Raw genomic sequence first — 23,039 nt, forward strand, 5'->3', positions numbered from 1 at the left:
GAAGCACTCGCGCACGCATGCCACCGGGGGAGGTCGGCCCAGGTGATCCTCACCGTCACCCTGAACACCGCTCTCGACGTCACCTACCGCGTACCCGAGCTGCGGCCGCACACCTCGCACCGGGTGACCGACGTGCGGGAGCGGCCCGGCGGCAAGGGTCTGAACGTCGCCCGGGTGCTCGCCGCCCTCGGTCACGAGGTGACGGTCACCGGGTTCGTGGGCGGCGCCACCGGCCGCGTCGTACAGGAACAGCTCGCCGGGGCGACCGGGATCGTCGACGCCCTCGTCCCGGTCGCCGGGGCCACCCGCCGCACGGTCGCCGTCGTCGACGCCCGCACCGGGGACACGACCCAGCTCAACGAACCCGGACCGGTCATCGCCCCGGCCGAGTGGTCCGCCTTCCAGGAGGCATACGGGGAACTGCTGCGCGGCGTCGACGCGGTGGCCCTGTGCGGCAGCCTGCCGCCGGGGGTGCCGGTGGGCGCGTACGCGGTCCTGGTGCGGACGGCCCGGGCCGCGGGCGTCCCCGTCCTGCTGGACACGAGCGGGGAGGCGCTGCGCCGGGGGGTCGCCGCCCGCCCGGACATCGTCAAGCCGAACGCCGACGAACTGGCCGAACTCACCGGCTCCCACGAGCCTTTGCGCGCGACGCAGGACGCCCGCAGGCGCGGCGCGCACGCCGTCGTGACCTCGCTGGGCCCTCAGGGCCTGCTCGCAGCCACCCCGGAGGGCGGCTGGCGGGCCGCCCCGCCGCGCCGCGTCCACGGCAACCCGACGGGCGCCGGCGACGCGGCGGTCGCGGGACTGCTCTCGGGCCTCGTGGAGCGCCTGCCCTGGCCGGACCGCCTGGCACGCGCCGTCGCCCTGTCCACGGCGACCGTGACGGCCCCGACGGCGGGCGACTTCGACCGGGGAACCTACGAGGAACTGACGGCGCGGGTTTCAGTCAGGGATGAAGGAAGAGTGGCCTGACCCCATGCTGTCGGGATCGGGCAACCGCCGGCAGCCCGACGGCTCCCAGTGGTTCCTCCCGGACCGGCCACTAGTTCCTCCAACCCGCCTCGAGCGACAGCTGGTCGAAGTTGGCGTCGCAGGAATTGCCCTGCTCACAGGAGATCTTGATGGTGTTGGTGCCTTTGTTGAGGATGATGTTCCCCCAGGTGTTGGTCCAACCCTTCTGGTAGTCACCCTCCGGAGCCTTGGCGAAGTTCCCCATGTTGAGCGGGCGGGTCTGGGCCGTGCCGTTGACCGTGAGCGTGGCATTGGCATCCTTGCCGGGCACCCCGTAGTTCACGTTCAGCGTGTATTTCCCGGACTCGGGGATGCCGCTGACGTTCCAGGTGATGGCCGCACCGACGTTGTTGAAGTTCGTGACGTAGATCCCACCGTCCGCCTTCGCGCCCTTCACGTCGGACGCCGTGGTCGTGCCGCCCGTCAGGCTGAGCGCCTTCGCGTCGACCGCCGGCAGATCGGCCTCGTTCGCGTCGCCGGTGCTCGACGCGCTGGGCGACGGGCTCGCGGAGGCGGAGGCCGGGGCGGAGGCCTCGCCGCCCGCCTTGTTGTCGGAGTCGTCGTTGTTGCCGTTGGCCATGGCGACCGCGATGCCGATCACGACCGCGGCGACCACCGCGACCGCGCCGATCAGCAGTCCCTTGGTGTTGGGGCCACGGCCGCGACCGCCGCCGCCCTGTGCCTGTTGCCGGCCGGTGGAGGGCCCGCCACCGGCGCCGAAGTTCTCGGGCGCCGCATAGTGCGCGTTCGGCTGGCCGTACGCGCCCTGCTGCTGGGGAACCGTCTGCGGCTGCCCGTACTGCGCGGTCTGCTGCTGCGGCTGCCCGTACTGGCGCTCGCCGACCGCACGCACTCTGTTGACCGAGTTGGGGTAGCCGTAGCCACCGCCGGAGGGCGGCTGAGCGCCGTTGGCCTGGCCGTCGGCGTAAAGGTAGCCGAACGGGTCGTCGTCCTCGGGCGTACTCGCGCCGTTGTTGCCGGGCGTCATCCCTTCGAACTCCTCAACAGTGCGGGGCGGATGCGATACGCGTACGCGCACCTGTACGCGTATCTATACGTGCGGAGAACAGCGAGCCTACCCGCTCCCCACCCTCCAAACAGGTGAGTCAGATCGCATCAGCCCGGCGACGGTGCCGCTGACCTGGCGATCATCCCGCACGTCTGTGCTGTTTGGGACGAGATCGTTTCTCGACGTACATGCGTTCGTCGGCGGACTTCAGCACTTCGTCCGCGGTCATCCCGCAATGTGCCCAGCCGATGCCGAAGCTGGCGCCCACCCGCACGGCCCGGCCCTCGGCGCGGATCGGCTGGATGATCTCGTTGCGCAGGCGGACGGCGAGGTCGGCGGCGTCGGCGCGGCCGAGGCCGTCGGCGAGGATCACGAACTCGTCGCCGCCGAGCCGGGCCACCGTGTCGCCGTCCCGGACGGCGCGCGAGAGGCGCCGGGCGACCTCGATGAGAACCGCGTCACCCGCGTTGTGCCCGAACCGGTCGTTGATCGACTTGAAGCCGTCGAGGTCGCAGAAGAGGACCGCGAGCCCCTTGGTGCCGTCGTCGTGGCCCTCTTCGGGGGTGGTGGTGTGCACATGGTGGTCGTAGCCGTCGAAGGACTCGGCGCCGCCGGGCCGGTAGTCGAAGCCGTGGCCGTTGGCGTCGAAGGCGGCGTGGCCGTAGGCCGTGTCCATGGCGTCGACGGCGGCCGGGTGGGCCGACTGGGGGCGGTGACAGAGCCGGGCGGACAGGCGCGAGCGCAGTTCGGCGGAGTTCGGCAGGCCGGTGAGGGAGTCGTGCGAGGCGCGGTGGGCGAGCTGGAGCTCGCGGCGCTTGCGGTCCTCTATGTCCTCGACGTGGGTGAGGAGGAAGCGGGGGCCGTCGGCGGCGTCGGCGACGACGGAGTTGCGGAGGCTGACCCAGAGGTAGGTGCCGTCCCGGCGGCCGAGGCGGAGTTCGGCACGGCCGCCCTCCGCGGAGGTGCGGAGCAGGGTGCCTATGTCCTCGGGGTGGACGAGGTCGGAGAACGAGTAGCGGCGCATCGCGGAGGCGGGGCGGCCCAGCAGGCGGCACAGGGCGTCGTTGGTCCGGAGTATCCGCCCGTGCTGTTCGCCGCCCATCTCGGCTATCGCCATGCCGGAGGGGGCGTACTCGAAGGCCTGCCGGAAGCTTTCCTCGCTGGCGCGCAGGGCCTGCTGCTCGCGTTCGAGCCGGACCAGTGCCCGCTGCATATTCGCACGTAGACGCGCGTTGCTTATCGCGATGGCGGCCTGGAAGGCGTACATCTGGAGCGCCTCGCGCCCCCACGCGCCGGGCCGTCGGCCGTTGCGCGGCCGGTCCACGGACAGGACGCCTATCAGCTCGCCGCAGGCGTCGCCGCTGCCGGGGGCGGCGGGCGTGAACATGGGGGCGAAGAGGCGGTCGGAGGGGTGCCACTCGTCCTCGAAGCGGGGCGCGGGCCCGTCGGTGTACCACTGCGGGACGTCGTCGTCGTCGAGGATCCAGCCCTCGGTGTGGGGGATGAAGACCAGGTCGCCCCAGTTCTCGCCCATGCCGAGGCGCCGCTCCCAGGACTCGCGCGAGCCGACCCGGCCCGTGATGAGGGCCTCGGCGGCCGGGTTGCCGGCGAAGGCGGCGACCACGAGATCGCCGTCGGGGCGTACGAGATTGACGCACGCCAGCTCGTACCCGAGTGCCGTGACCACGCCGTCGGCGACGGTCTGCAGTGTGTCGGCCAGGCTGCGGGCCCTGTTCATGTCGGCCATGACCTGGTGCAGCTGTCGCAGGGACGCAAGACGGACGTACGGCTCCGACTCGGTCTCCATGTGTTTCGCCCTCCCCCCGAGACTTCGCAGCGAATCAAGGGTTGTCTTCGGCGTAACGTCGGTTCTGGTGCAGTGTTGTCGGTGTGTGTCTCCTTGTGACGCCTCAGCCACTGAATCACAGCGCGCTGCCCACTCGGTACACAGGGTCAACAATTAATGCGTCTTGTGACTCAAGTCACAGATGAACATGAACAATTGAGTGGAGTTTCCGCGTTTTCCTGTGAGTTTCCTGAACACGGACAGCAACACAGGACAGCAACCCGTTCCGGAACAATGGCTGCGGGAATCGGTCTACGGTCCTACGACCCTACTCGGGCGGAGGTCCGATGCGGCGCGCACCGGACGGACACTAGCGTTCCGGACGTGCCCCCAGACGTACTGAAGACGCCCCCTCTCCCCCTTCCCCTCGCGGCCTCCGGGCATGCTGAGGGGGTGAGCAACGACGCGTTCCGTGCCGCCATGTCCCGGCTCGCCGACGGCGTGGTCCTGGTGACCGCCCGGGAGCCGTCCCTGGACCCCGACGATCCCGGGGCGCCGGACGCCGAGGACGTCGGCATGACGGCGACCGCCTTCGTGTCGGTCTCCCTGGACCCGCCACTGGTCCTGGTCAGCCTGCGCAACGGCTCCCGCATGGACGACCTGCTCGACGAACAGCCCCTGTGGGCGGTGTCGGTGCTCTCCGAGAGCCAGCGGCACATCGCCGGCCGCTTCGCCATGAAGGGACGTATCAGCGACCGGCTGCTCTTCGAGGACCTCCCCTGCGCCCGCGGCGAGGCCAGCGGCGCGCCCCTGGTCGGCGGCGCCCTGGCGACCCTGGAGTGCCGCACCGAGCAGCGGGTCCCGGCGGGCGACCACACACTGGTGATCGGCCGCGTGCTGACCGCGGCGGTACCGAGCGCGGACGGCGGCCCCCTTGTCTACTTCCGGGGCCGCTACCGGCAGTTGGGCTGAGAACTCAGGCCCCGTCCTGGTCGTCGCCGGGCTGGAGGAGAGTCACCTCCAGCCGGGAGAGGAGTCCGGGGTCGGTCGTGATGTCGATCAGGGCGATCCGGCCGCCGCGTACGAACGTGAAGGCGAGCGCCCGCTCCACGCGGCCGTCGACCAGCACCACCAGTCCGGTCGCGCCGTCCACCAGGGCGGGCCGGGCCACTGCGGCCAGCTGGGCGAAGCTCGACGCGCCGCGCGCGACCGCCGCCGCGCCCGTGGTCACCCCTGCCCCGGAGCGGGCCACGACGTCCGGATCGAGGACGGCGAGCAGTCCGTCGAAGTCCCCCTCCCGGGCGGCGGCCAGAAAGGCGTCCACGACCTTCCGCTGCCGGACGAGATCGACGTCCGGCTCCGCGGCGCCCCGCACCCGGCGCCGGGCCCGGCTGGCGAGCTGCCGGGCGGCTTCCGGGGTCCGGTCGACGATGCCCGCAACCTCCTCGTACGGCACCGCGAACAGGTCGTGCAGCACGAACGCCAGCCGCTCGGCAGGAGCGAGGGTGTCCAGGACGACGAGAAGGGCGACACCCACGGAGTCGGCGAGCAGCGCGTCCTGCGCGGGGTCGGACACGGTCGACGAGGCGGACACGGCAGCCGGGGCGACCGGGGCGGACACGGCGGTCGGGTCCGCGGTCCAGCTCTCCAGCGGCTCCTCGGCACGGGAGCGGCGCGAGCGCAGCATGTCCAGGCAGACCCGGCCGACGACGGTGGTCAGCCACCCGGCGAGGTTGTCGATCTCCTTGCTCTCGCTCCGGCTGAGCCGCACCCACGCCTCCTGCACGGCGTCGTCGGCCTCGGCGGCCGAGCCGAGCATGCGGTGGGCGACGGCGCGCAGCCGCCCGCGGTGCGCCTCGAAGGAGTCGGCGAGGAAGTCGTCGTCACCTGTTGCCATCGTTCGTCACATCCCTGCTCGCGGTCGGCTGTCATGAAGATGACGGATGGCACGCAGGAGATGTGACACATTCACGCGAAGTGACACGTTCACGAGAGGTGGCAGGGGACCCGGTCAGGACCAGTCCCGCCCGTTTCTCCCCCGCTTCGTCTCCGACCGCTGCTTCTTCTCGCGCAACCGGCGCTCGTTGATCCCGCGCGGTATCCGGGTCGGCCGGCGCGGCTTGGGCGGCGGGGCGGTGGCCTCGGCGAGGAGGGCGGCGAGGCGTACGGCGGCGGTCTCGCGGTTGCGCCACTGGGAGCGGTGCTCGGAGGCGCGGACGGTGACGACGCCGTCGACGAGCCGCCCGGCCAGCCGCTGGAGCGCCCGCGCCTTCCACACCTCGGGCAGCGCCTCGGTGCGCGCGAGGTCGAAGCGGAGCTCCACCTGCGAGTCGCTGGTGTTGACGTGCTGCCCGCCCGGCCCCGAAGACCGCGAGAAACGCCACATGAGCTCGGCCTCGGGTAGGGAGACGGAGCCGCGGACGACATAGGGACCAGACATGCCGTCCATGTTCCCGCCCCCGGTACCCCGCAGTCACCCGAATATCCCGTGTGTGTTCCATTCCCCTCGGCCGCCCCCCCCAGGCCGCTTGGTAAAGAAAGTAAAGAAACGCGGTGTCGCGGGGAACCTTGACCACCCTTCGCTGCGTTCATAGGGATAGCTGTAGCTTCGTGCCCGTGCGAAGCCGTACACAACGAGGGAAGGACTCCCAACCATGGCTGTAAGCCTGTCCAAGGGTGGCAACGTCTCGCTCACCAAGGAGGCTCCGGGCCTGACCGCCGTCACCGTGGGCCTCGGCTGGGACGTCCGCACCACCACCGGCACGGACTTCGACCTCGACGCCTCCGCGATCGCGGTCAACCCCCAGGGCAAGGTCTACTCGGACGGTCACTTCGTCTTCTTCAACAACAAGCAGACGCCGGACCAGACCATCGTCCACACCGGCGACAACCGCACCGGTGAGGGCGCGGGCGACGACGAGGCGATCAACGTCAACCTGGCCGGTCTCCCGGCCGACGTCGACAAGATCGTCTTCCCGGTCTCGATCTACGACGCGGAGAACCGCTCGCAGAACTTCGGCCAGGTCCGCAACGCCTACATCCGCATCGTCAACCAGGCCGGCGGCGCCGAGATCGCCCGCTACGACCTCTCGGAGGACGCGGCCACCGAGACGGCCATGGTCTTCGGCGAGCTCTACCGCAACGGCGCGGAGTGGAAGTTCCGCGCGGTCGGCCAGGGTTACGCCTCGGGCCTGGTGGGCATCGCCCAGGACTTCGGCGTCAACGTCTGAGACACCCGAACGCCACAAGGCGTTCGAATATCCGAGGCATCCCAGGCAACCTCGCCGGACCGCCCGCCCTCTATCAGGAGGGCGGGCGGTCCGCGTTTGACCAGCGGTTTGACCAGCCGCTTGACCGTCATGGCCCCTGACTCGCAGTGCAGCAGAGGGTTTTGACAGTCCACACGGCCGTGCGAACAAGTGAACAGCGTGTGCGCGGATCGTGTGCCAGTGCCAGGGGGGCCTGTTCCACATGTCCGTCGTCAGTCGTCGCAGGGCCATCGGTACGTTCGGGGCGGGGGCGGTCGCCGCCACCGGGATCGGGGCGGCGTACGCGTACCGCGACACCCCCGCGGGGCCCCCGCCCCGGCCGCCCGTCCGGAAGGCCACCGCCACGGGCGCCAACCTGGTGGTGAGCGAGAACACGCACGCGGGAACGGCCGGCTGGAACGTTCCTCCAGAGGCCCGCCTCAGCACCAAGGACCGCGTGGGACAGATCCAGGGCTACGCCTCGACGACCTCCGTCGCCCCCGGGGAGCCGATCGCCTTCCACGTGTCCGTACGGACACCGCAGCCCTTCCACGTCGAGATCTACCGGCTCGGCGACTACGGGGGCATGGGCGGCCGCCTGATGACGAAAAGCCCGGCCCTGACCGGCATCCGGCAGCCCACCCCCGCCCCGCACCCCGGAACCGGCGCCATCGTGTGCGACTGGCGCCCGTCCTGGACGCACCGCGTCCCCGCCACCTGGGTGTCGGGCGTGTACATGGCCGTCTTCCAGGCCAAGGACGGCCACCGCAGCTGCACCCCGTTCGTCGTCCGCGAGCCGAACCGCCCCGCGGACCTGCTCGTGGTCCTCCCCTTCACCACCTACCAGGCCTACAACCAGTGGCCCCTGGACGGCCGTACCGGCAAGAACCTCTACAAGGGCTACGCCCGCCCCGGGGTCGTCGGCAACAACGCCCACCGCGCGTTCCACGTGTCGTTCGACCGCCCCTACTCCGACCACGGTCTTCCCCGGTGGGCGGAGCTGGACCTCGCGTTCACGCGCTGGGTGGAGGCCGGCGGCCACGACGTGACGTACGCGACGAGCGTCGACCTGCACGAGGGACGCGTCGATCCGGAGCGCTACGCGGCGATGGTCTTCCCCGGCCACGACGAGTACTGGTCGAAGGCCATGCGGGACACCGTGGAGAAGGCGGTGGACGTCGGCACGCATGTCGCCTTCCTCGCGGCCAACAACATCTACTTCCACGTACGGCTCATCGACGCGGCCGACGGCACACCCGCCCGCACCGTCGCCTGCTACAAGCAGACCGCGGACCCCTCCCCCGACGAACACGGCCCCACCGAGCGCTGGCGCGACCTGCGGGACGAGCACGGCAGGAAGCGCGGGCGGGCCGAACAGGGCGTGCTGGGCGTCCAGTACAACGGCATCCTGTCCGAACCGGCGCCCCTGGTCGTCCGCGAGCCGGGTCACTGGTTCTGGGAGGGCACCGGGCTCAAGGACGGCGAGGAGATACCCGGCCTCGTGGGCGGCGAGGCCGACGGCTACGACGACAGGATGCCGTCCCCCAAGGGCGCCAGTCGCACCCTCCTCTCGGAGTCCCCCTACGGCGACACCTTCGGCGCGGGCGGCGGCCGCGGGCGCCGCATCCAGAACACCGGCCTCTGCGAACACGAAAACGGCACCCTCGTCTTCGTAGCCGGCACCTTCCACTGGCCCCTCGCCCTCCAGGACCCGGCCCACCACGACCCACGCGTCGAACGCGCGACGCGCAACCTCGTCGAGCGGATGCTGAGATCGCGCGTGCAGACCGAGGTCTGATCCGTGTTCCGAGGGGTCTCCACCTGCTGGTCCTCGAAGTCGGGTAAGTGAGCGTAACCATGTAGGAGTGAGTGTCGTTGTCAGAGCGTGAATCTGACGGAATGGGCAAAGACGCAGGGTGTGCATCCGCAGACCGCGTATCGCTGGTTCCGTGAGGGGATGTTGCCGGTACCGGCTCAGCGGGTCGGGCCACGCACGATCCTGGTGAACATCGACGCGAACACCACGCCCGAGGCCATCGGCGGTGTGGGCCTGTATGCCCGCGTGTCCTCGCACGATCAGAAGACCGATCTGGAACGCCAGGTCGCTCGGCTGTCGGCGTGGGCAACGAAGGCCGGTCACCGAGTCGTTCGTGTTGAGGCGGAGATCGCTTCCGGGATGAACGGCCACCGTTCCAAGGCCCGGCGTCTGCTGGCCGACCCGGACGTGACCTGTGTGGTGGTGGAGCACAAGGACCGGCTCGGCCGGATGAACGTCGAGCTTGTCGAGGCCGCCTTGTCCGCGACGGGCCGTCGGCTGCTGGTCCTGGACGACGGCGAGGTCGAAGACGATCTGGTGCGGGACATGGTGGAGGCGCTGACCTCGTTCTGCGCCCGCCTGTACGGGCGCAGGTCGGCGAAGAACCGCGCCCGCAAGGCACTGGAAGCCGCCGAACATGGCTGACCTCCGCCCGATTGCCGCGCCGTTCGTGGCTCTCGGCCCGTCGGGTGTTGCGATCCGTACCCGGCTCAAGGACCTCACGCCCGAGGATGAAAAGGTTCTGCGCTTGGTGGGGGCGCACCTGGGCTCGCTCGCTTCGAAGGACCTCAAAGCGCGTTGCGCTGACGGCCTGGAGCACTCCACCGAGTCATGGGCGGCCCGTAAGAGGGACCTGACGGCCGAGTCGTCGTCCAGGTGGGCCGGGTCGATCACGAAGGCCACGCATGACCAGTGGGCGCTCGCCCGGCGCGGCCAGGCCGCATACGTGCAGTCCCTCGAAGCCGGTATCACGACGATCCGGCACCGGCTGTTGCTGCCGGTCGGGGAGAAGGGCACCAAGCGGGCTCCGGGCGGCTACCGCTCCGCGCACGAGTGGTTCCAGAAGACGCGACGGCTGCATGTGCTGGAGGACCGGCTCGACCAGGTCGGGGCTGACCGCAAAGCAGGCCGAGTGCATGTCGTGCGTGGCGGTAAACGTCTGCTCGGCACCCGCCACAACCTCGACAAGGCGCAGCTCACCGAGGCCGAGTGGCGTCAGCGGTGGGAAGCCGGGCGCTGGTTCCTCCAGGCGGACGGCGAGTCGGGGAAAAGGTTCGGCAACGAGACGATCCGCATCACGCCCGAGGGTGAAGTATCGATCAAGCTCCCGGCCCCGCTCGCCGACCTGGCGAACGCCAAGCACGGCCGGTACGCACTCGCTGCGAAGGTGCGGTTCCCTCACCGGGGGCAGGAGCGGGCCGACCGCGTGGAGGCCAACCGGGCCGTGGCCTACCGCATCCTCCCCCACTCTCGGCTTCGCTCGAGCGGGGGGACCCCCATCGACACGGGGCGCGGGCGCTGGTACGTGGACGCCTCCTGGCAGATCCCACCCACCAAGACCATCCCACTCAAAGCCGCCCTCGCCGGTGGCGTGATCGGCGTGGACACCAATGCCGACCACCTCGCCGCATGGCGCCTGGACACTCACGGCAACCCGATCGGCCAGCCACGCCGGTTCTTCTACGACCTGTCCGGCAACGCCCAGCACCGCGACGCCCAGGTCCGGCACGCCCTCACACGGCTGCTGAACTGGGCCAAGAGCTGCGGCGTCAAGGCCATCGCGGTCGAAGACCTCGACTTCCAGGCCGAAAAAACCAGAGAGAAGCACGGGCGCAAGCGCCGATTCCGGCAGCTCATCTCCGGCATGCCGACCGGCAAGCTCCGCGCCCGGCTGGCCTCCATGACCGACGCCACAGGTATCGCGGTCATCGCCGTGGACCCGGCCTACACCAGCAAGTGGGGCGCCCAGCACTGGCAAAAGCCGATGGCCGGCCCCACCCGTAAGACCACCCGGCACGATGCGGCGAGCATCGCGATCGGACGACGCGCCCAGGGGCACCCGATCCGGCGACGGACGACACCGCCCCGTGCACACCAGAGCGATGTGCACGGGCATCGGACCGTCCAGGCCGACCGGCGTACCCCTGGGCGCGAGGGACCCCGCCCCCGCATCCCCGGACCACGGACACGATCCGTGCCGCCGGACGCGGCGAGCACGCGGGCGACCAGGACATCCAAAACCGTTCGGGGTGTCCGCAGTGACCAGATATGGGTCCAAGACTCACTCCTGCTCACTGATTAGGAACGGTTGGGCAGTACGGTTCCGCACATGGCCGTTGATCAAGAACTAGTGGACGCCGCAATCGAGTTGGCGCGCACCCGCTTCCCCGGAGCGGACTGGTCCGGAGCGGCGGCGCTGCGTCTCGACGACGGAACGATCCTCACGAGCGTCGCCCCCGAAGTCCCGAACACCGCGGTGAACCTGTGCCATGAGACGGGCGCGATCTGTGAGGCGTTCAAGCTGGGGCGCCGCGTGGTCGCGTCGGTGTGCGTGACCGCCGCCGACGGCGATCGCGGCTACTGGATCCTGGCCCCCTGCGGCGTCTGCCAGGAACGGCTCTTCACCTACGGCCCGGATGTGGAGGTCGCGGTCCCCGAACCCACGGATCCCCGCCGCTGGCACACCCTCCGCCTGCGCGACGTCCAGCCTCATTGGTTCGCCCGGGTGTTCGAAGAGGATGTGTGGCCGTTCGACACCGAGGGGGCGGACTCGGGTCGCTGAGCGGGGCACGGCAGTTCGGACGCCGTGCGGTTGGGGGAGCAGGTGGCGAGGGCCAGGGAAAGGAATACGGGGCGTTCTAGGTGGACGCCCAGGGCCGCATCGCCGCCCCAACGCAGTTGCTCAGTCGCGAAGTTCACGTACCGCGGCTGGGCACGATGGGAGGGGCCACGGCGCGTTTCCTCACGCGCGCGGGGCTGACGGTCGCGGCCGGGGCACGCTCCGCGTCGGGGCTGAAGCGGGGCGCGTAGTCGACAACCGTTCCGCCGGCCAGGCCACCGCCTCGTTCGGCTCGTCCCGGGTGCCACGGACCACAGTGGCCGGCTTCATCGGCCAGAGCGCCGTCTCCAGGGGCGGCAGGTCGGAGGTGGGGAGCTCCGATGCCACCTCGCGATACGCCGCAGCGCAGCAGTCCGATGGCGCCACCGAGCCGGATGAGTGACTCTCGAAGTGTGCGCGAACACCGAGCCACGCTCGGGCCGGCCGCCGTCGCTTCCGCCGCGGTCGCCTTTGCGCTGCACGGCCTGGTCCTGCGGCCGAGGATGCTGACCTGGGGCGCCACTCGCGAAGAGGTTGCGCGTTCCTATCCCGGGGATGAGCTCGTCCCCGGTGCCGACAGCGGCTCGACGATGGCCACGACCCTGCCCGCGCCGCCTTCGACGGTCTGGCCGTGGCTGGCGCAGATGGGCTGCGACCGTGGCGGCTGGTACAGCTGGGACCGGCTGGACAACGGTGGACGGTCGAGCGCGGATCGCGTCGTCCCCCATTGGCAGGGCCTGGAGCCGGGACAGCGGCTTGCCTCGATGCCCAGCGGCCGCGCCTGGTTCACCGTCGCGGCACTCGTACCGGAACGGACCCTGGTGCTGCGGGACGACACGCGACTGCCGTCCGGCCGCCCCTTCGACCCGCTCCATGGACCCGCGCCCCTGGCATTCGTCAGCTCGGTCTGGGGCTTTCACCTCGAACCGGCCGGGGCGGACACCCGCCTCGTCGTCCGCACGCACGGTCGAGGCCGCCCGCGCGTCCTCACGAGGCCGATGGACTTGTTGTTCTGGGAACCCGCCCACTTCATCATGCAGACCCGCCAGTTCCACAACCTGCGCGCGCGGCTCGCCCGGGCTGCGTGACCACGTTCTCCCGGGAGGTTCCGATGAGTGCCGACTCGACCGCCGATCCCGCCGGTGAACCGCTGCTGCTGGACGGTGCGCTGCCCGAGTTCGGGTTCTCCCGCCTCGAATGCGTGGCGCTCGCCGCAGCACCGCCCGTCGCCTACGAGGCAGCGCGCGGGCTGGACCTGCTCACCATCCACTCCCCGCTCGTCAACGCGGCCATGTCGGCGCGCGGACTGCCTGAACGGCTCCGCGGCCGGTCCATGCCGACCCCGCCGTCCCTGCGGGTGGCCGACCTGTTCGACACCACCGGTGAAGCCTGGGAGGGCCAGCCCTGGGTGGCGCTGGGCGAGAATCCAGGGCGTGAGCTTGTCTTCGGGGCGGTCGGGAAGCCGTGGCGGGCCTCCATCGAGTGGCGGCGGGTCGAACCGGAGCACTTCACGTCGTTCGATGAGGCCGGCTGGGCGAAGATGGCAGCCGCATTCGTGGTCCATCCCTACGGCACCCAGCGGTCCCTGCTCACCTACGAGGCGCGCACCGCCTGCACCGACCCGGCATCCACGGCCCGCTTCGGCCGCTATTGGACGCTCGTCTCCCCCGGCGTCGGTGTCGTTCTGCGCGGGGCGCTCCGCGCGGTCAAGGCGGCTGCGGAACAGGGCTCTCGGCCCGCGGGGGCCCGGGACGGTGACGCGTGACGGTAGACCACTGCCCTGGCTACGGCTCCGGGAGGTGGCGACGGAACCGACTGCGAGGAGCCGCTCGATGCGCAAGCACGGCATGACACCTGACGGCAGCCGCCGGGCGACGTCCCCCGCTGCTGCGGACCGGCCACGCGGGGTCGACGTCGGGCCCTTCCCGCCGAGTCGGCGGCTGGTGATCGCGGCCGTGCGGGCCGGTCGGCGCATGGCGGCCATGCACAGCCTCGTCGATCTCGACGTCACGAAGGCGCGGAACCTGCTCGCGCGGTCCGCGGAACCGGTGTCGTTCACCGCGTTCGTCGTGGTGTCCGTCGCGCGGGCAGCTGCGGCGCACCCGCAGGTGCATGCCTACCGGAACTGGCGCGGCCGACTGGTCCGGCACCGCCATGTCGACGTGAACACGCTCGTGGAGGTCACGACAGGGCAAGGCCTCTTCACTCTCCCGCATGTGCTGCATGATGCCGACATCCGCGATGTACAGGACCTCACGGCGGAACTGCGGGCCGCCAAGCACGACTACGCCACGACGAGCACGGGGCGTCTCCTTGATCGCTTCGGCACCACCATGACTCGCGTCCCCGGCCTCGTTCCGACGATGTACGCAGTGCTGGCCAGGTCCGTCCGGCTCCGCCGGCTGACCGGGACGGTCGCGGTCACAGCGGTGGGAATGTTCGGCGCCGGCGGCGGGTTCGGCATTGCCCCGCCGAGCCTGATGCCTCTCCAGGTGGTCATCGGCGGTGCGACCCAGCGGCCCCGTGTCGTGGACGGACGGATCGAGGTCCGTGACGTGCTCGACCTGACGATCACCTTCGACCACAACGTGATCGACGGCGCACCCGCCGCCCGGTTCGTCGCGGAGCTGCGCCACCTCATCGAGGACGCCGAGGCGCTACGCGCACCCGCCGCCGGCACGAGTGATGGACACAAGACTGGTACAGCTGAGTAGGGTCGAACGGAGCCACGGAGCTCTTTCGGAGTGGCCACCGATCGGGTGATGGTCACCCGGTGGTCGATCGGCATCCGCCTGACCGGCAGGTTGGGCAGGCCCCATGAAGAAACTCACGGATCCGCGTTGCTCAGCCGCCCGGTCCGGTCACCGTGAGCGGCCGTACCGCCGGTTCGAGCAGCGACAATGTCCGCTGCTGCGCGTCGAGGGCGACGCGGATGCCGACCGGCATCGGCAGATTCGGGCCGGCGTGTCCGACCTCGACGTTGCCCAGGACCGGGATGTCACGGTCGCCGAGGACGTCGAGGACCATCTCTTGCAGGGTCGGGGACGCGTCGGGCGAGTCGAGTCCGTCGATCGCGGTCGGGATGCCCACGACCATGCCGGCGATCCGATCGAGGATGCCGGCGTGCCGCAGTACCTGCAGATAGCTCCACACATGCGATGCGTGGCCGCCCGCCTCCTCCCAGAACAGCACCGCGCCGTCGAACCGTTCGAGCGGCAGCGCGTAAGGCGTCGCCTGCGCCAGCACGATGCGATTGATCAACCCGCCGATCAGCCGGCCTTCGGCGCGACCGGCACGCCAGCACTCCCACGACGGGGTGGCCGGCAGCGCACCGATCGCCTCCGTGCCGGTCAGCAGCGTCGAGTAGATCTTCTCCAGCACCGCTTGGCGCGCTGCGGGCGCGGCCTGCCAGTGCCCGCCGAGTCCAGGGGTGGCCACGTCGGCGTGGAACCCGACCAGACCCGTGCGCGCGTAGAGCACCAGATGCAGCAGCGAGATGTCGCTGTAGCCGAGGATCGGCTTGGGGTCGGCAGTGACCGCCTCGACGTCGATCAGGTCGAGGTAACCGAGCACCGTCTGGCCGCCGTCATGCGCGATGATCGCGCGCACCTCGGGATCACGCGACACATTTACGGATCAACCGCCCGGCAGGGCTTGCCCACCTACCCAGCAGGAACAATGGGCCTTTCCAAGTGGTCACCGATCGGGTGACGTTACTGGGGCAGAACGGGCGAGGCCCCAGGGGTGTCGAGGTGAACGTCCGACGCCTGAACTCATCTCCCGAGGGGCCTCGTCGGTTACTGATGCCGGCCCGCCCGACGGTCCTCGGCGAACACTTGATCAGAGCCCGTGCGCCCGGCCGGAAAACGGCAATCCTCGAGAGGTCTGCTCGACAGCGCCGATTGCGTCCACAATCAGCGAGCGAGCCTGCTTTCCACACTCTGCTTCCTCGGGTCAGCCCTGCAGGCGTTGAGCGGTCCGCCGCTCGCGCCCCCAGGCCGCCAGCGGTTCGAGTGCGGCATTGAGGGCGGCGCCGTTCGCGGTCAGGGAGTACTCGACGCGGGGCGGCACCTCGTCGTACGAAGTGCGGTGGACGATGCCGTCGGCCTCCATCTCGCGCAGATGGGAGGCGAGCACCTTCTCGGTGACGCCCGGAAGCAGTCGGCGCAGTTCGCCGAAGCGGCGGTGCGGCCGCTCGTGGAGCGCCCAGAGGATCAGCACCTTCCACTTGCCGCCGATCACCTCCATCGCGGCGTCGATCCCGCAGACGTGTCCGTCCGGTGCACCCGGCCGGTTCAGCGTCGTCATGACCCCACCCACCTCACCCTTCTGACCTGCTCGCTTGCCCCGGGGTAACCGCTCACCAGGAAGTACGTACTTGATCACCTCCGGCCCTCCGGCCAGCCTAACCGGCATGACACGCACCCCAGTTGAGAAGAACTCAGTCGTCGAGAAGGCCCCCGTTGCCGAGAAGACCCCCGTCACGCTGCTGGGTCTCGGGGCGATGGGCACCGCACTGGCCCGCACCTGGCTCGCCGCAGGCCACGCACTCACGGTGTGGAACCGCACTCCTGCCCGCGCCGCAGCACTCGCCCCCGAGGGCGCGCGGATCGCGAAGGACGTCGCCGAGGCAGTCGTCGCGGCGAGCACCCTGGTCGTCGTCTGCCTGCTGGACGACGCCTCGGTCGACGAGGCTCTGGACGGCGCCGACCTGGTTGGAAAGGACTTGGTCAACCTCACCACGAGCACCCCCGCACAGGCCCGTGCCCGCGCGGAGTGGGCCCGCACGCGCGGCGCCCGCTACCTGGACGGCGGGATCATGGCCGTCCCGCCGATGATCGGTGTCCCCGAGGCCGGCGGCTACGTCTTCTACAGCGGCTCCCGAGACGTGTTCGAGCAGCACCGGCAGACGCTGGGCGTCCCGGCCCGCACCACCTACGTCGGCGAGAACGCGGGCTTCGCGGCACTGCACGACGTGGCCCTGCTCAGCGCCATGTACGCGATGTTCGCCGGCGTCGCGCACGCCTTCGCCCTGATCCGCAAGGAGGACATCGACCCCGCGTCGCTCGCTCCGCTGCTCGCCGACTGGCTCGTCGCGATGGCCCCGACCGTCCATCAGACCGCCGAGCAGCTGCGCAGCGGCGACTACACCAAGGGCGTGGTGTCCGGTCTCGCCATGCAGGTGGCCGGCACGCCGACGTTCGTGAGCACGGCCGAGCAGCAGGGCGTCAGTCCCGAACTGCTCAGCCCCTACTTCGCCCTGATGCGCCGCCGCCTGGCCGACGGCAGCGGTGAGAACGGTGAGGAGGGCCTGACCGGCGTGATCGACCTGTTGGTGCGCTGACCGGCAGGATCCACGCGACAGGCTCTACCCTGCGCCCCATGATCCTGACCCCCCTCCCCCTCACCCCCGACCACGACATCCCCGCCCCCCTCCTCACCGAACTCACCGCCCTCTACACCTCCCAGCACGAGTTCCAGGCCCTCAGCGGCGACTTCCCGGATCCGGACGACATCCGGCCGGAGCAGGTGGCGGCGGCGCTCGCGGACGAGTTGGCGAACCCGGATGTCGAGGTGTTGCTCGCGCGGAGCAAGGGGCGGCTCGTCGGGGTGGTGATCACGCTGGCCCGGCATCCCGACCCCGCCGATCCCGATGCCTGGATCGGGTTGCTGATCGTCGATGCCCGTGTGCAGGGGCAGGGGGTCGGGCGGCGGATCGTCGAGCGGGTCGAGGGACGGTTCCGGGCCGATGGGCGCAGCGCCTTGCGGCTGGCCGTGCTCGACGTCGATCCCAAGGGCCTCGCCTTCTGGACCGCCCTCGGGTACGAGGTCGTCGGGCACCGCGCCGATCTTCAACTCGGCCGGCCCTGTGCCGTGTTGCGCAAGGTGCTCCGCAGGGACCGTCCCGCCGGACGCGTCGCCGTCGTCGATCCCGGCGGGGCCGTGCTGCTCTTCCGGTACTGCAACAACGAGGACGGCGTGCACTGGGCGCTGCCCGGGGGCGGGCTGGAGGAGGGCGAGTCGCCGCGCGAGGGCGCCCTGCGTGAGCTGCGCGAGGAGACCGGGTGGGCGGATCTGGAGCCCGGGCCCCTGCTGTGCACCTGGGAGCACGAGTTCACGCGCGTCGGCATCCTCGTCCGGCAGCACGACCACATCTACGTCACCGCCGGGCCGCGCCGCGAACCCGCCGGGTCCGACCTCGCGGCCGCCCACGCCACGGACGGCATCCTCGGCTGGCGCTGGTGGACGCGCGAGGAGCTCGTGGAGGAGGCGGAGCCGGTGTGGCCGCCCGGGCTCGCCCGGCTGCTCGACGAGTGGGAGGCGAACACCGGCCACCGTCGTCCGGAACCCGCGTGACGGCGTGACGGCTCAGGGGCGGGCCAGCTCAGGGGCGGGCCAGCTCAGGGGCGGGCCGGCTCAGGGGCGGGCCGGCTCAGGGGCGGGCCGGCTCAGGGGCGGGTCGGCTTGCCCTCTCCGTACAGCCAGTCCGACCAGATCTCGTCGAAGTCCGCGTCCGGCGCCGCCTTCTCGACGTACGCCGTGAACGCGGCCGTGTCCGCGTTGCCGTGGCGGTGGGCGGCGGCCCAGCCCTGGACGATGTCGTAGAAGGTGTCGTCGTCGTCGACGGCCTGGCGGATGCGGTGGATCACCATCGCGCCGCGCTGGTAGACGGTGTCCTCGTCGGAGATGTGGGCGGCGCTCGTGGGCTTCGCGGGCGGGACGGCCCACAGGTTCTCGTAATCGTCCTCGCCGTGGTCGTACAGCTCCGTGAACGTCTCCTCCGCCGTGGCGCCGCCCTCGTCCTCCGTCCACAGCCACTCGGCGTAGGTCGCGAAGCCCTCGTTGAGCCACATGTCCCGCCAGCTCTTCGGCGTGACGGAGTCGCCGAACCACTGGTGCGCGGTCTCATGGACGAAGGTCTCGATGTCCGGGGCGCCGGGGTGGACGGGGCGGTTCTGCGTCTCCAGGGCGTAGTCGGCGTCCCCGGGGCGGTCGACGATCGCGCCCGTGGAGGAGAAGGGGTACGGGCCGAAGCTGTCCTGCGCCCACCGCATGACCTCGGGCAGCCGGGCGAGCACCTTGCGGCTCGCGGCCACCTGCGTCGGGTCGACCGCGACGTACACCGGCAGGCCGTCCTGCGTCGAGGAGCCGGGGACGGTGGAGCGGGTGACGGTGTAGCGGCCGATGGCGAGTGTCGCCACGTAGCTCGCCATCGGCTCGGCGGTGTGCCAGGTGAAGGTCCGGCGGCCGTCCGCCGTGGTCTTCTCGCTGGTCAGCTCGCCGTTGGAGACGGCCGTCAGGCCCTTGGGGACAGTGACCGTGACGTCGTAGGACGCCTTGTCGGCGGGGTGGTGGTTGCCGGGGAACCAGGCCATGGAGCCGGTCGGTTCGCCGAGGGCGAGCGCGCCGTCCGCGGTGCGCAGCCAGCCCTCCTTCGAGCCGTCCGGGTCGGTGATCGTGCGCGGGCTGCCGGAGTAGCGGACCTCGGCCTCGAAGGTCTCGCCCTCGGCGAGCGGGTCGGACGGGCGGACGGTCAGTTCCTGGCCGTCCCTCTCGTACTCGGCCGCGCCGCCCTCGACGGTCACCTTCTCGACCTCCATGCCGACAAGGTCCAGGTCGAAGGCGGAGAGGTCCTCGGTCGCGCGGGCCGTGATGACGGCGGTGCCGGTGAGGCGGTTGCCGTCGGGGGTGTAGGCGAGGGTGAGGCCGTAGTGGGAGACGTCGTAGCCGCCGTTGCCCGCCTTCGGGAAGTACGGGTCGCTGAGGCCCGGGGCGCCGTCGGAGCCGTCCCGTGAACCGCTGTCGCACGCGGTCAGGGCGAGGGCCAGGGCGAGGGCCGGGGCCAGTAACGCGGCGGGCGGGACAAGGCGTGCGGATCTGGACATGTCAGCGATCTTATGGGGACGGCCGGGCCGGGCGCGGGGCCGTGACACCATCGCCTACGTGCTCGACATCGGCTACGCCCTCTCCAACCGCTTCCCGGACCCGCCGCAGACGGACTACCGCCGCGCGGACGTCCACACCCTGCGCCACGACCTGTTCTGCGGCGACGTCTACCTCGCCGATACCAAGGCGGATCGCGAGGTGTCCACAGCCTGGGGGTGGGTGCCGGTGCTGGACTTCGCGTGGGCGCTGTGCGACATCGTGGAGCGGATCGACCAGGACCCGGCGGGCTCCCGCGCCTCCCGCCCCCAGTACGCCGAGCTGGACTTCACCGAGTCCACCGACCGCATGCTCTTCGAGCGCCGCTTCGGCTGGGTGGACATCGAGGCCGACTGGATGCCGGCGGAGGAGCCCCCGCTCACCTTCTCCCACGCCGAACTCCGCCGCGAGGCCCGCGACTTCCTGCACGACCTCCTCGCCGACCTGACCGACCTGCACGAGGACCTGGGCGAGAACCCGGCGATCTGGACGTTGCAGGCCCGGTTTCCCCGCCTGAAGTAGGCCCCGGACCCAGCCCCCGGGCCGGCCCGGCCCGGACCGGCCCACACAGTCGCCCCAGCCCTGCCGCAAACCCCCTCAGCCCTCCACCCTGATCCCCAGCTCCCCCGCCAGCACCGGTGCCAGGTCCAGCAGTTGGGCCGGGCTGATCACCGCGCCCGACAGACGGTCCACGCCGCCCGCGATGCCCAGTTCCGTCGCCCCGCGCAGGTCCACGTCCGTCAGGGTCGCCGCGGTGAGGTCGGCGGACTTCAGGGCACAGTCGACGAACTCGACACGTTCCAGGCGGGCCCCGCCGAAGTCCGGCTCGACCAGGACGCAGGCCTCGAAGACGACGTCCCGCAGCCGAGCCTGGCGCAGGTTCAGGTAGTCGATCTTGCCGCCGCGGATCACCACCCGTTCCAGGACGGCGCCGTACAACTGTGTACCGCCCAACCGGGCGTCGACCAGTTCGACGTCGCGCAGGGTCGCCTCCGCCAGGTCCGTGCCGACGCCCCGGATCCCGGTGAGGACCGAGTCGAGGAAGCGCGTGTGACGCAGCCGGGTCTCGTCCAGCGCGCAGCCTCTCAGGGCGCAGTCCATGAAGCGGGCGCCCCCGCCGTCCTGCCCGGCGAGGTCCAGGTCGCGGAGCTCCACACCGTCGTAGTCCCCGTCGGGCTCCAGCTCCCCGCCCATGTACGGCTCCAGCGCGGGCAGCCGCACCTCCGGACGCCGCGCACCCTTCACTGCCCTGGTCCCACTCGCCCCGCCGGTCCTGCCGGTCCCTGTCCTCGCCATGTCCCCCATGCTGCACCCCACCACTGACAATCCCCCCGGCCGCCCCAAACCCCCTTGACCTCAACCAAGCTTGAGGTTGAAGGCTGGAGCCAGTCCGACCACCACCCGACGGAGACCGCACTCACCGGGGGACCCCGGAAGACGGCCCGGGTCGCGGCCGACGGCGCCGACCTCGCCGTCGACTACACCGACACCACCTGGCCCGCCAAGGTCCGCGCCCACCTGGGCGGCCGGGCCGCCACCGTCGTCTTCGACGGGGTGGGCGGGGAGGTCGCCCGCGAGGCCGTCGCCCTCCTCGGCCCCGACGCTCCCGAAGGCACACACCTCGTCTTCGGCTGGTCGGCCGAGGGCATCCGCGGCGGAAAGGGCTACTTCGTCGAGGGCGTCTCCCGGCCGGTCCTCGGGCCCGTGATGATCGAGAAGGCCGGCGGCCTGCGCGTCCTCGAACTGCGCACCCTCGCCGAAGCCGCCGCGGGCCGGCTCGTCCCGGCCGTGCAGACGTTCCCGCTCGCCGAGGCCGCCGCCGCACACCGGGCGCTGGAGACGCGCGGAACCACGGGAAAAGTGGTGCTGGTGCCGTGAGCATCCGGGGATGCACCGCGCCCCGATTCGTGGTCTTCTGGCCAGATGAGTGTCACCCGCACAGGTGAACCCTCGACGGACCCGGACCCGGACCCCCGCCGCTGGTGGGGCCTGGTGATCATCGCTCTCGCCCAGCTGATGGTCGTCCTGGACGTGACGATCGTGAACATCGCGCTCCCCTCCGCCCAGCGCGACCTGGGCATGTCCGACGCCACCCGCCAGTGGGTCATCACCGCCTACACCCTCGCCTTCGGCGGCCTGCTGCTGCTCGGCGGCCGCATCGCCGACCTGGTGGGCCGCAAGCGCACCTTCGTCATCGGGCTGATCGGCTTCGCCGCCGCCTCGGCGCTCGGCGGCGCGGCCGTCAGCCCCGGGATGCTGTTCGGCGCCCGCGCCCTCCAGGGCGCCTTCGCCGCCGTACTCGCGCCCTCGGCGCTGTCCCTCCTGACGACGACGTTCACCGACCCCAAGGAACGCGGCAAGGCCTTCGGCATCTACGGCGCCCTGGCCGGCAGCGGCTCGGCGATCGGGTTCATCGTCGGCGGGCTGCTCACCGAATACCTGAACTGGCGCTGGTGCCTGTACGTCAACGTGCCCATCGCGATCGTCGCCGTGTTCGGCGCGTTCGCCCTGCTGCACGACCGTCCCGGCCACCCGGGCGCCCGCCTCGACGTGCCCGGTGTGCTGCTGGGCTGCGGCGGCCTCGTCGCGATCGTCTACGGCTTCAGCGAGGCCCAGCCACGCGGCTGGAACGACCCGTTCGTCCTGTCCCTCTTCGCGGTCGGAGCGGTCCTGCTCACGGTCTTCGTGTGGTGGCAGACCAGGGCGCCGAGCCCGCTGCTCCCCCTGCACATCGTCAAGGACCGCAACCGCGCGGGCTGCTTCCTGACCATGATGCTGGCCATCATCGGCATGTTCGGCCTGTTCCTGTTCATGACCTACTACCTCCAGGTCATCCTCGGCTACTCCCCCGTGAAGACGGGCCTGGCCTTCCTCCCCCTCACCCTCGCCATCATCACCGGCTCCACCCAGATCTCGGCCCGGCTGATGAACCGCGTGGCACCGCGCATGCTGATGGTCCCCGGCATGGTCCTCGCCTCGAGCGGCATGGCGATCCTCACCCAGATGACGGTGAACTCGTCCTACACCACCGAGATCCTGCCCGCGCTGCTCCTGATGGGCCTCGGCATGGGCCTGACCTTCATGCCGGTCTTCTCCACGGCCACCGCCGGGGTCGCCCCGCACGACGCCGGCGTCACCTCCGCCACCGTCAACACCTCACAGCAGGTGGGCGGCTCCATCGGCACGGCCCTGCTCAACACGATCGCCACCACCAGCAGCACCGCCTACATCGCGGCCCACCTGACCGACCCCGCCCGCAGGGCTCAGGTCGCGGCGGAAGGCACGGTGCACGGCTACACGGTCGCCATCTGGTGGGCCGCCGGCATCATGCTCCTGGCCGCCCTGGTCGCGGGCCTGATGGTGACGGCCAAGCCCCCGAAACACGACGCCCCGACCCACACGGCCGTACCGGAGTCCGTCACCTGAGC

At 70.9% G+C, this 23,039-nt stretch carries 22 protein-coding genes and 1 pseudogene; 15 read left to right on the forward strand and 8 right to left on the reverse strand.

The window, feature by feature from the left end:
• Positions 1-42 precede the first annotated feature (42 nt).
• The gene (locus tag OG289_RS23525; RefSeq protein WP_327316022.1) at positions 43-972 is read left to right on the forward strand and encodes a 1-phosphofructokinase family hexose kinase; all 930 of its coding nucleotides are present in this window, start codon (positions 43-45) and stop codon (positions 970-972) included.
• A gap of 70 nt (positions 973-1,042) precedes the next feature.
• Here the strand turns inward: OG289_RS23525 and OG289_RS23530 are convergent, their stop codons facing one another.
• Both OG289_RS23530 and cdgB read right to left on the reverse strand, forming a co-directional pair.
• Positions 1,043-1,999, reverse strand: coding sequence for a CBM35 domain-containing protein (locus tag OG289_RS23530; protein WP_327316023.1), 957 nt, complete (start codon positions 1,997-1,999; stop codon positions 1,043-1,045).
• 160 nt (positions 2,000-2,159) lie between these two features.
• On the reverse strand, positions 2,160-3,827 hold the full coding sequence (gene cdgB, locus OG289_RS23535; protein WP_327316024.1) for a diguanylate cyclase CdgB: 1,668 nt from the start codon (positions 3,825-3,827) through the stop codon (positions 2,160-2,162).
• A 459-nt stretch (positions 3,828-4,286) separates the two neighbouring features.
• On the opposite strand from cdgB, the gene OG289_RS23540 reads away from it, so the two are divergent.
• Entirely contained in the window at positions 4,287-4,778 is a 492-nt protein-coding gene (locus OG289_RS23540) for a flavin reductase family protein (protein ID WP_327320779.1), read from the forward strand.
• Between the two features lie 4 nt (positions 4,779-4,782).
• Here the strand turns inward: OG289_RS23540 and OG289_RS23545 are convergent, their stop codons facing one another.
• On the reverse strand, positions 4,783-5,703 hold the full coding sequence (locus OG289_RS23545) for a sigma-70 family RNA polymerase sigma factor (protein ID WP_327316025.1): 921 nt from the start codon (positions 5,701-5,703) through the stop codon (positions 4,783-4,785).
• Positions 5,704-5,817: 114 nt separating this feature from the next.
• Positions 5,818-6,255 (reverse strand): alternative ribosome rescue aminoacyl-tRNA hydrolase ArfB, encoded by a 438-nt coding sequence (gene arfB / locus OG289_RS23550; protein WP_327316026.1) that lies wholly within the window; start codon positions 6,253-6,255, stop codon positions 5,818-5,820.
• Positions 6,256-6,460: 205 nt separating this feature from the next.
• Here arfB and OG289_RS23555 point away from each other — a divergent pair, with 205 nt between their 5' ends.
• The 8 genes from OG289_RS23555 (at position 6,461) to OG289_RS23590 (ending at position 14,402) form a co-directional block, all read left to right on the forward strand.
• Positions 6,461-7,036: a TerD family protein gene (locus tag OG289_RS23555; RefSeq protein ID WP_005486352.1), complete on the forward strand. Its 576-nt coding sequence runs from the start codon at positions 6,461-6,463 to the stop codon at positions 7,034-7,036.
• Between the two features lie 241 nt (positions 7,037-7,277).
• Positions 7,278-8,852 carry a N,N-dimethylformamidase beta subunit family domain-containing protein gene (locus tag OG289_RS23560; protein WP_327316027.1) on the forward strand — a complete coding sequence of 525 codons (1,575 nt, stop codon included), beginning with the start codon at positions 7,278-7,280 and terminating at the stop codon, positions 8,850-8,852.
• 87 nt (positions 8,853-8,939) lie between these two features.
• On the forward strand, positions 8,940-9,515 hold the full coding sequence (locus OG289_RS23565) for an IS607 family transposase (RefSeq protein WP_327316028.1): 576 nt from the start codon (positions 8,940-8,942) through the stop codon (positions 9,513-9,515).
• The gene (locus tag OG289_RS23570; protein WP_327316029.1) at positions 9,508-11,172 is read left to right on the forward strand and encodes a transposase; all 1,665 of its coding nucleotides are present in this window, start codon (positions 9,508-9,510) and stop codon (positions 11,170-11,172) included. The genes OG289_RS23565 and OG289_RS23570 overlap by 8 nt, the downstream gene beginning before the upstream one ends.
• Before the next feature lie 27 nt (positions 11,173-11,199).
• Positions 11,200-11,652: a cytidine deaminase gene (locus tag OG289_RS23575; RefSeq protein WP_327316030.1), complete on the forward strand. Its 453-nt coding sequence runs from the start codon at positions 11,200-11,202 to the stop codon at positions 11,650-11,652.
• 449 nt (positions 11,653-12,101) lie between these two features.
• Complete coding sequence (locus OG289_RS23580; protein WP_327316031.1) at positions 12,102-12,776, forward strand: hypothetical protein; 675 nt, start codon at positions 12,102-12,104, stop codon at positions 12,774-12,776.
• Between the two features lie 23 nt (positions 12,777-12,799).
• Entirely contained in the window at positions 12,800-13,453 is a 654-nt protein-coding gene (locus tag OG289_RS23585) for a hypothetical protein (protein WP_327316032.1), read from the forward strand.
• Positions 13,454-13,520: 67 nt separating this feature from the next.
• Positions 13,521-14,402 (forward strand): 2-oxo acid dehydrogenase subunit E2, encoded by an 882-nt coding sequence (locus OG289_RS23590; protein ID WP_327316033.1) that lies wholly within the window; start codon positions 13,521-13,523, stop codon positions 14,400-14,402.
• Between the two features lie 130 nt (positions 14,403-14,532).
• Here the strand turns inward: OG289_RS23590 and OG289_RS23595 are convergent, their stop codons facing one another.
• Together OG289_RS23595 and OG289_RS23600 are read right to left on the reverse strand one after the other, a co-directional pair.
• Positions 14,533-15,315 (reverse strand): S66 peptidase family protein, encoded by a 783-nt coding sequence (locus OG289_RS23595; protein WP_327316034.1) that lies wholly within the window; start codon positions 15,313-15,315, stop codon positions 14,533-14,535.
• Positions 15,316-15,642: 327 nt separating this feature from the next.
• Complete coding sequence (locus tag OG289_RS23600; RefSeq protein WP_327316035.1) at positions 15,643-15,996, reverse strand: winged helix-turn-helix transcriptional regulator; 354 nt, start codon at positions 15,994-15,996, stop codon at positions 15,643-15,645.
• A gap of 106 nt (positions 15,997-16,102) precedes the next feature.
• Between OG289_RS23600 and OG289_RS23605 the strand changes: the two genes are divergently transcribed.
• Together OG289_RS23605 and OG289_RS23610 are read left to right on the forward strand one after the other, a co-directional pair.
• On the forward strand, positions 16,103-17,032 hold the full coding sequence (locus OG289_RS23605) for an NAD(P)-dependent oxidoreductase (protein ID WP_327316036.1): 930 nt from the start codon (positions 16,103-16,105) through the stop codon (positions 17,030-17,032).
• Between the two features lie 38 nt (positions 17,033-17,070).
• A complete protein-coding gene (locus OG289_RS23610) occupies positions 17,071-18,045 on the forward strand; it encodes a bifunctional GNAT family N-acetyltransferase/NUDIX hydrolase (RefSeq protein ID WP_327316037.1) in 975 nt (324 codons plus the stop codon).
• Positions 18,046-18,137: 92 nt separating this feature from the next.
• Here OG289_RS23610 and OG289_RS23615 read toward each other — a convergent pair whose 3' ends face one another.
• Complete coding sequence (locus tag OG289_RS23615; protein WP_327316038.1) at positions 18,138-19,574, reverse strand: M1 family metallopeptidase; 1,437 nt, start codon at positions 19,572-19,574, stop codon at positions 18,138-18,140.
• A gap of 58 nt (positions 19,575-19,632) precedes the next feature.
• Here OG289_RS23615 and OG289_RS23620 point away from each other — a divergent pair, with 58 nt between their 5' ends.
• Positions 19,633-20,133, forward strand: a complete 501-nt coding sequence (locus tag OG289_RS23620) for a hypothetical protein (RefSeq protein WP_327320780.1) — start codon at positions 19,633-19,635, stop codon at positions 20,131-20,133.
• A 75-nt stretch (positions 20,134-20,208) separates the two neighbouring features.
• Here the strand turns inward: OG289_RS23620 and OG289_RS23625 are convergent, their stop codons facing one another.
• Positions 20,209-20,907 (reverse strand): pentapeptide repeat-containing protein, encoded by a 699-nt coding sequence (locus tag OG289_RS23625; protein ID WP_327316039.1) that lies wholly within the window; start codon positions 20,905-20,907, stop codon positions 20,209-20,211.
• Positions 20,908-21,015: 108 nt separating this feature from the next.
• On the opposite strand from OG289_RS23625, the pseudogene OG289_RS23630 reads away from it, so the two are divergent.
• Both OG289_RS23630 and OG289_RS23635 read left to right on the forward strand, forming a co-directional pair.
• Positions 21,016-21,489, forward strand: a pseudogene (locus tag OG289_RS23630) (zinc-binding dehydrogenase); the annotation flags it as partial.
• 45 nt (positions 21,490-21,534) lie between these two features.
• Complete coding sequence (locus OG289_RS23635; RefSeq protein ID WP_327316040.1) at positions 21,535-23,037, forward strand: MFS transporter; 1,503 nt, start codon at positions 21,535-21,537, stop codon at positions 23,035-23,037.
• Positions 23,038-23,039 lie beyond the last annotated feature (2 nt).

Source organism: Streptomyces sp. NBC_01235 (assembly GCF_035989285.1).
In the GTDB taxonomy this organism is placed as follows: Bacteria; Actinomycetota; Actinomycetes; order Streptomycetales; family Streptomycetaceae; genus Streptomyces.

Excerpts from the sequence above, each read along its gene's own strand:
- OG289_RS23615 (WP_327316038.1), bottom strand. The coding sequence starts at position 19,574 with ATGTCCAGATCCGCACGCCTTGTCCCGCCCGCCGCGTTACTGGCCCCG.
- OG289_RS23625 (WP_327316039.1), bottom strand. The coding sequence starts at position 20,907 with ATGGCGAGGACAGGGACCGGCAGGACCGGCGGGGCGAGTGGGACCAGG.
- OG289_RS23600 (WP_327316035.1), bottom strand. The coding sequence starts at position 15,996 with ATGACGACGCTGAACCGGCCGGGTGCACCGGACGGACACGTCTGCGGG.
- OG289_RS23610 (WP_327316037.1), top strand. The coding sequence starts at position 17,071 with ATGATCCTGACCCCCCTCCCCCTCACCCCCGACCACGACATCCCCGCC.
- cdgB (WP_327316024.1), bottom strand. The coding sequence starts at position 3,827 with ATGGAGACCGAGTCGGAGCCGTACGTCCGTCTTGCGTCCCTGCGACAG.
- OG289_RS23555 (WP_005486352.1), top strand. The coding sequence starts at position 6,461 with ATGGCTGTAAGCCTGTCCAAGGGTGGCAACGTCTCGCTCACCAAGGAG.
- OG289_RS23605 (WP_327316036.1), top strand. The coding sequence starts at position 16,103 with ATGACACGCACCCCAGTTGAGAAGAACTCAGTCGTCGAGAAGGCCCCC.
- OG289_RS23575 (WP_327316030.1), top strand. The coding sequence starts at position 11,200 with ATGGCCGTTGATCAAGAACTAGTGGACGCCGCAATCGAGTTGGCGCGC.
- OG289_RS23540 (WP_327320779.1), top strand. The coding sequence starts at position 4,287 with ATGTCCCGGCTCGCCGACGGCGTGGTCCTGGTGACCGCCCGGGAGCCG.
- OG289_RS23590 (WP_327316033.1), top strand. The coding sequence starts at position 13,521 with ATGCGCAAGCACGGCATGACACCTGACGGCAGCCGCCGGGCGACGTCC.
- OG289_RS23545 (WP_327316025.1), bottom strand. The coding sequence starts at position 5,703 with ATGGCAACAGGTGACGACGACTTCCTCGCCGACTCCTTCGAGGCGCAC.
- OG289_RS23635 (WP_327316040.1), top strand. The coding sequence starts at position 21,535 with ATGAGTGTCACCCGCACAGGTGAACCCTCGACGGACCCGGACCCGGAC.
- arfB (WP_327316026.1), bottom strand. The coding sequence starts at position 6,255 with ATGGACGGCATGTCTGGTCCCTATGTCGTCCGCGGCTCCGTCTCCCTA.
- OG289_RS23585 (WP_327316032.1), top strand. The coding sequence starts at position 12,800 with ATGAGTGCCGACTCGACCGCCGATCCCGCCGGTGAACCGCTGCTGCTG.
- OG289_RS23530 (WP_327316023.1), bottom strand. The coding sequence starts at position 1,999 with ATGACGCCCGGCAACAACGGCGCGAGTACGCCCGAGGACGACGACCCG.
- OG289_RS23560 (WP_327316027.1), top strand. The coding sequence starts at position 7,278 with ATGTCCGTCGTCAGTCGTCGCAGGGCCATCGGTACGTTCGGGGCGGGG.
- OG289_RS23570 (WP_327316029.1), top strand. The coding sequence starts at position 9,508 with ATGGCTGACCTCCGCCCGATTGCCGCGCCGTTCGTGGCTCTCGGCCCG.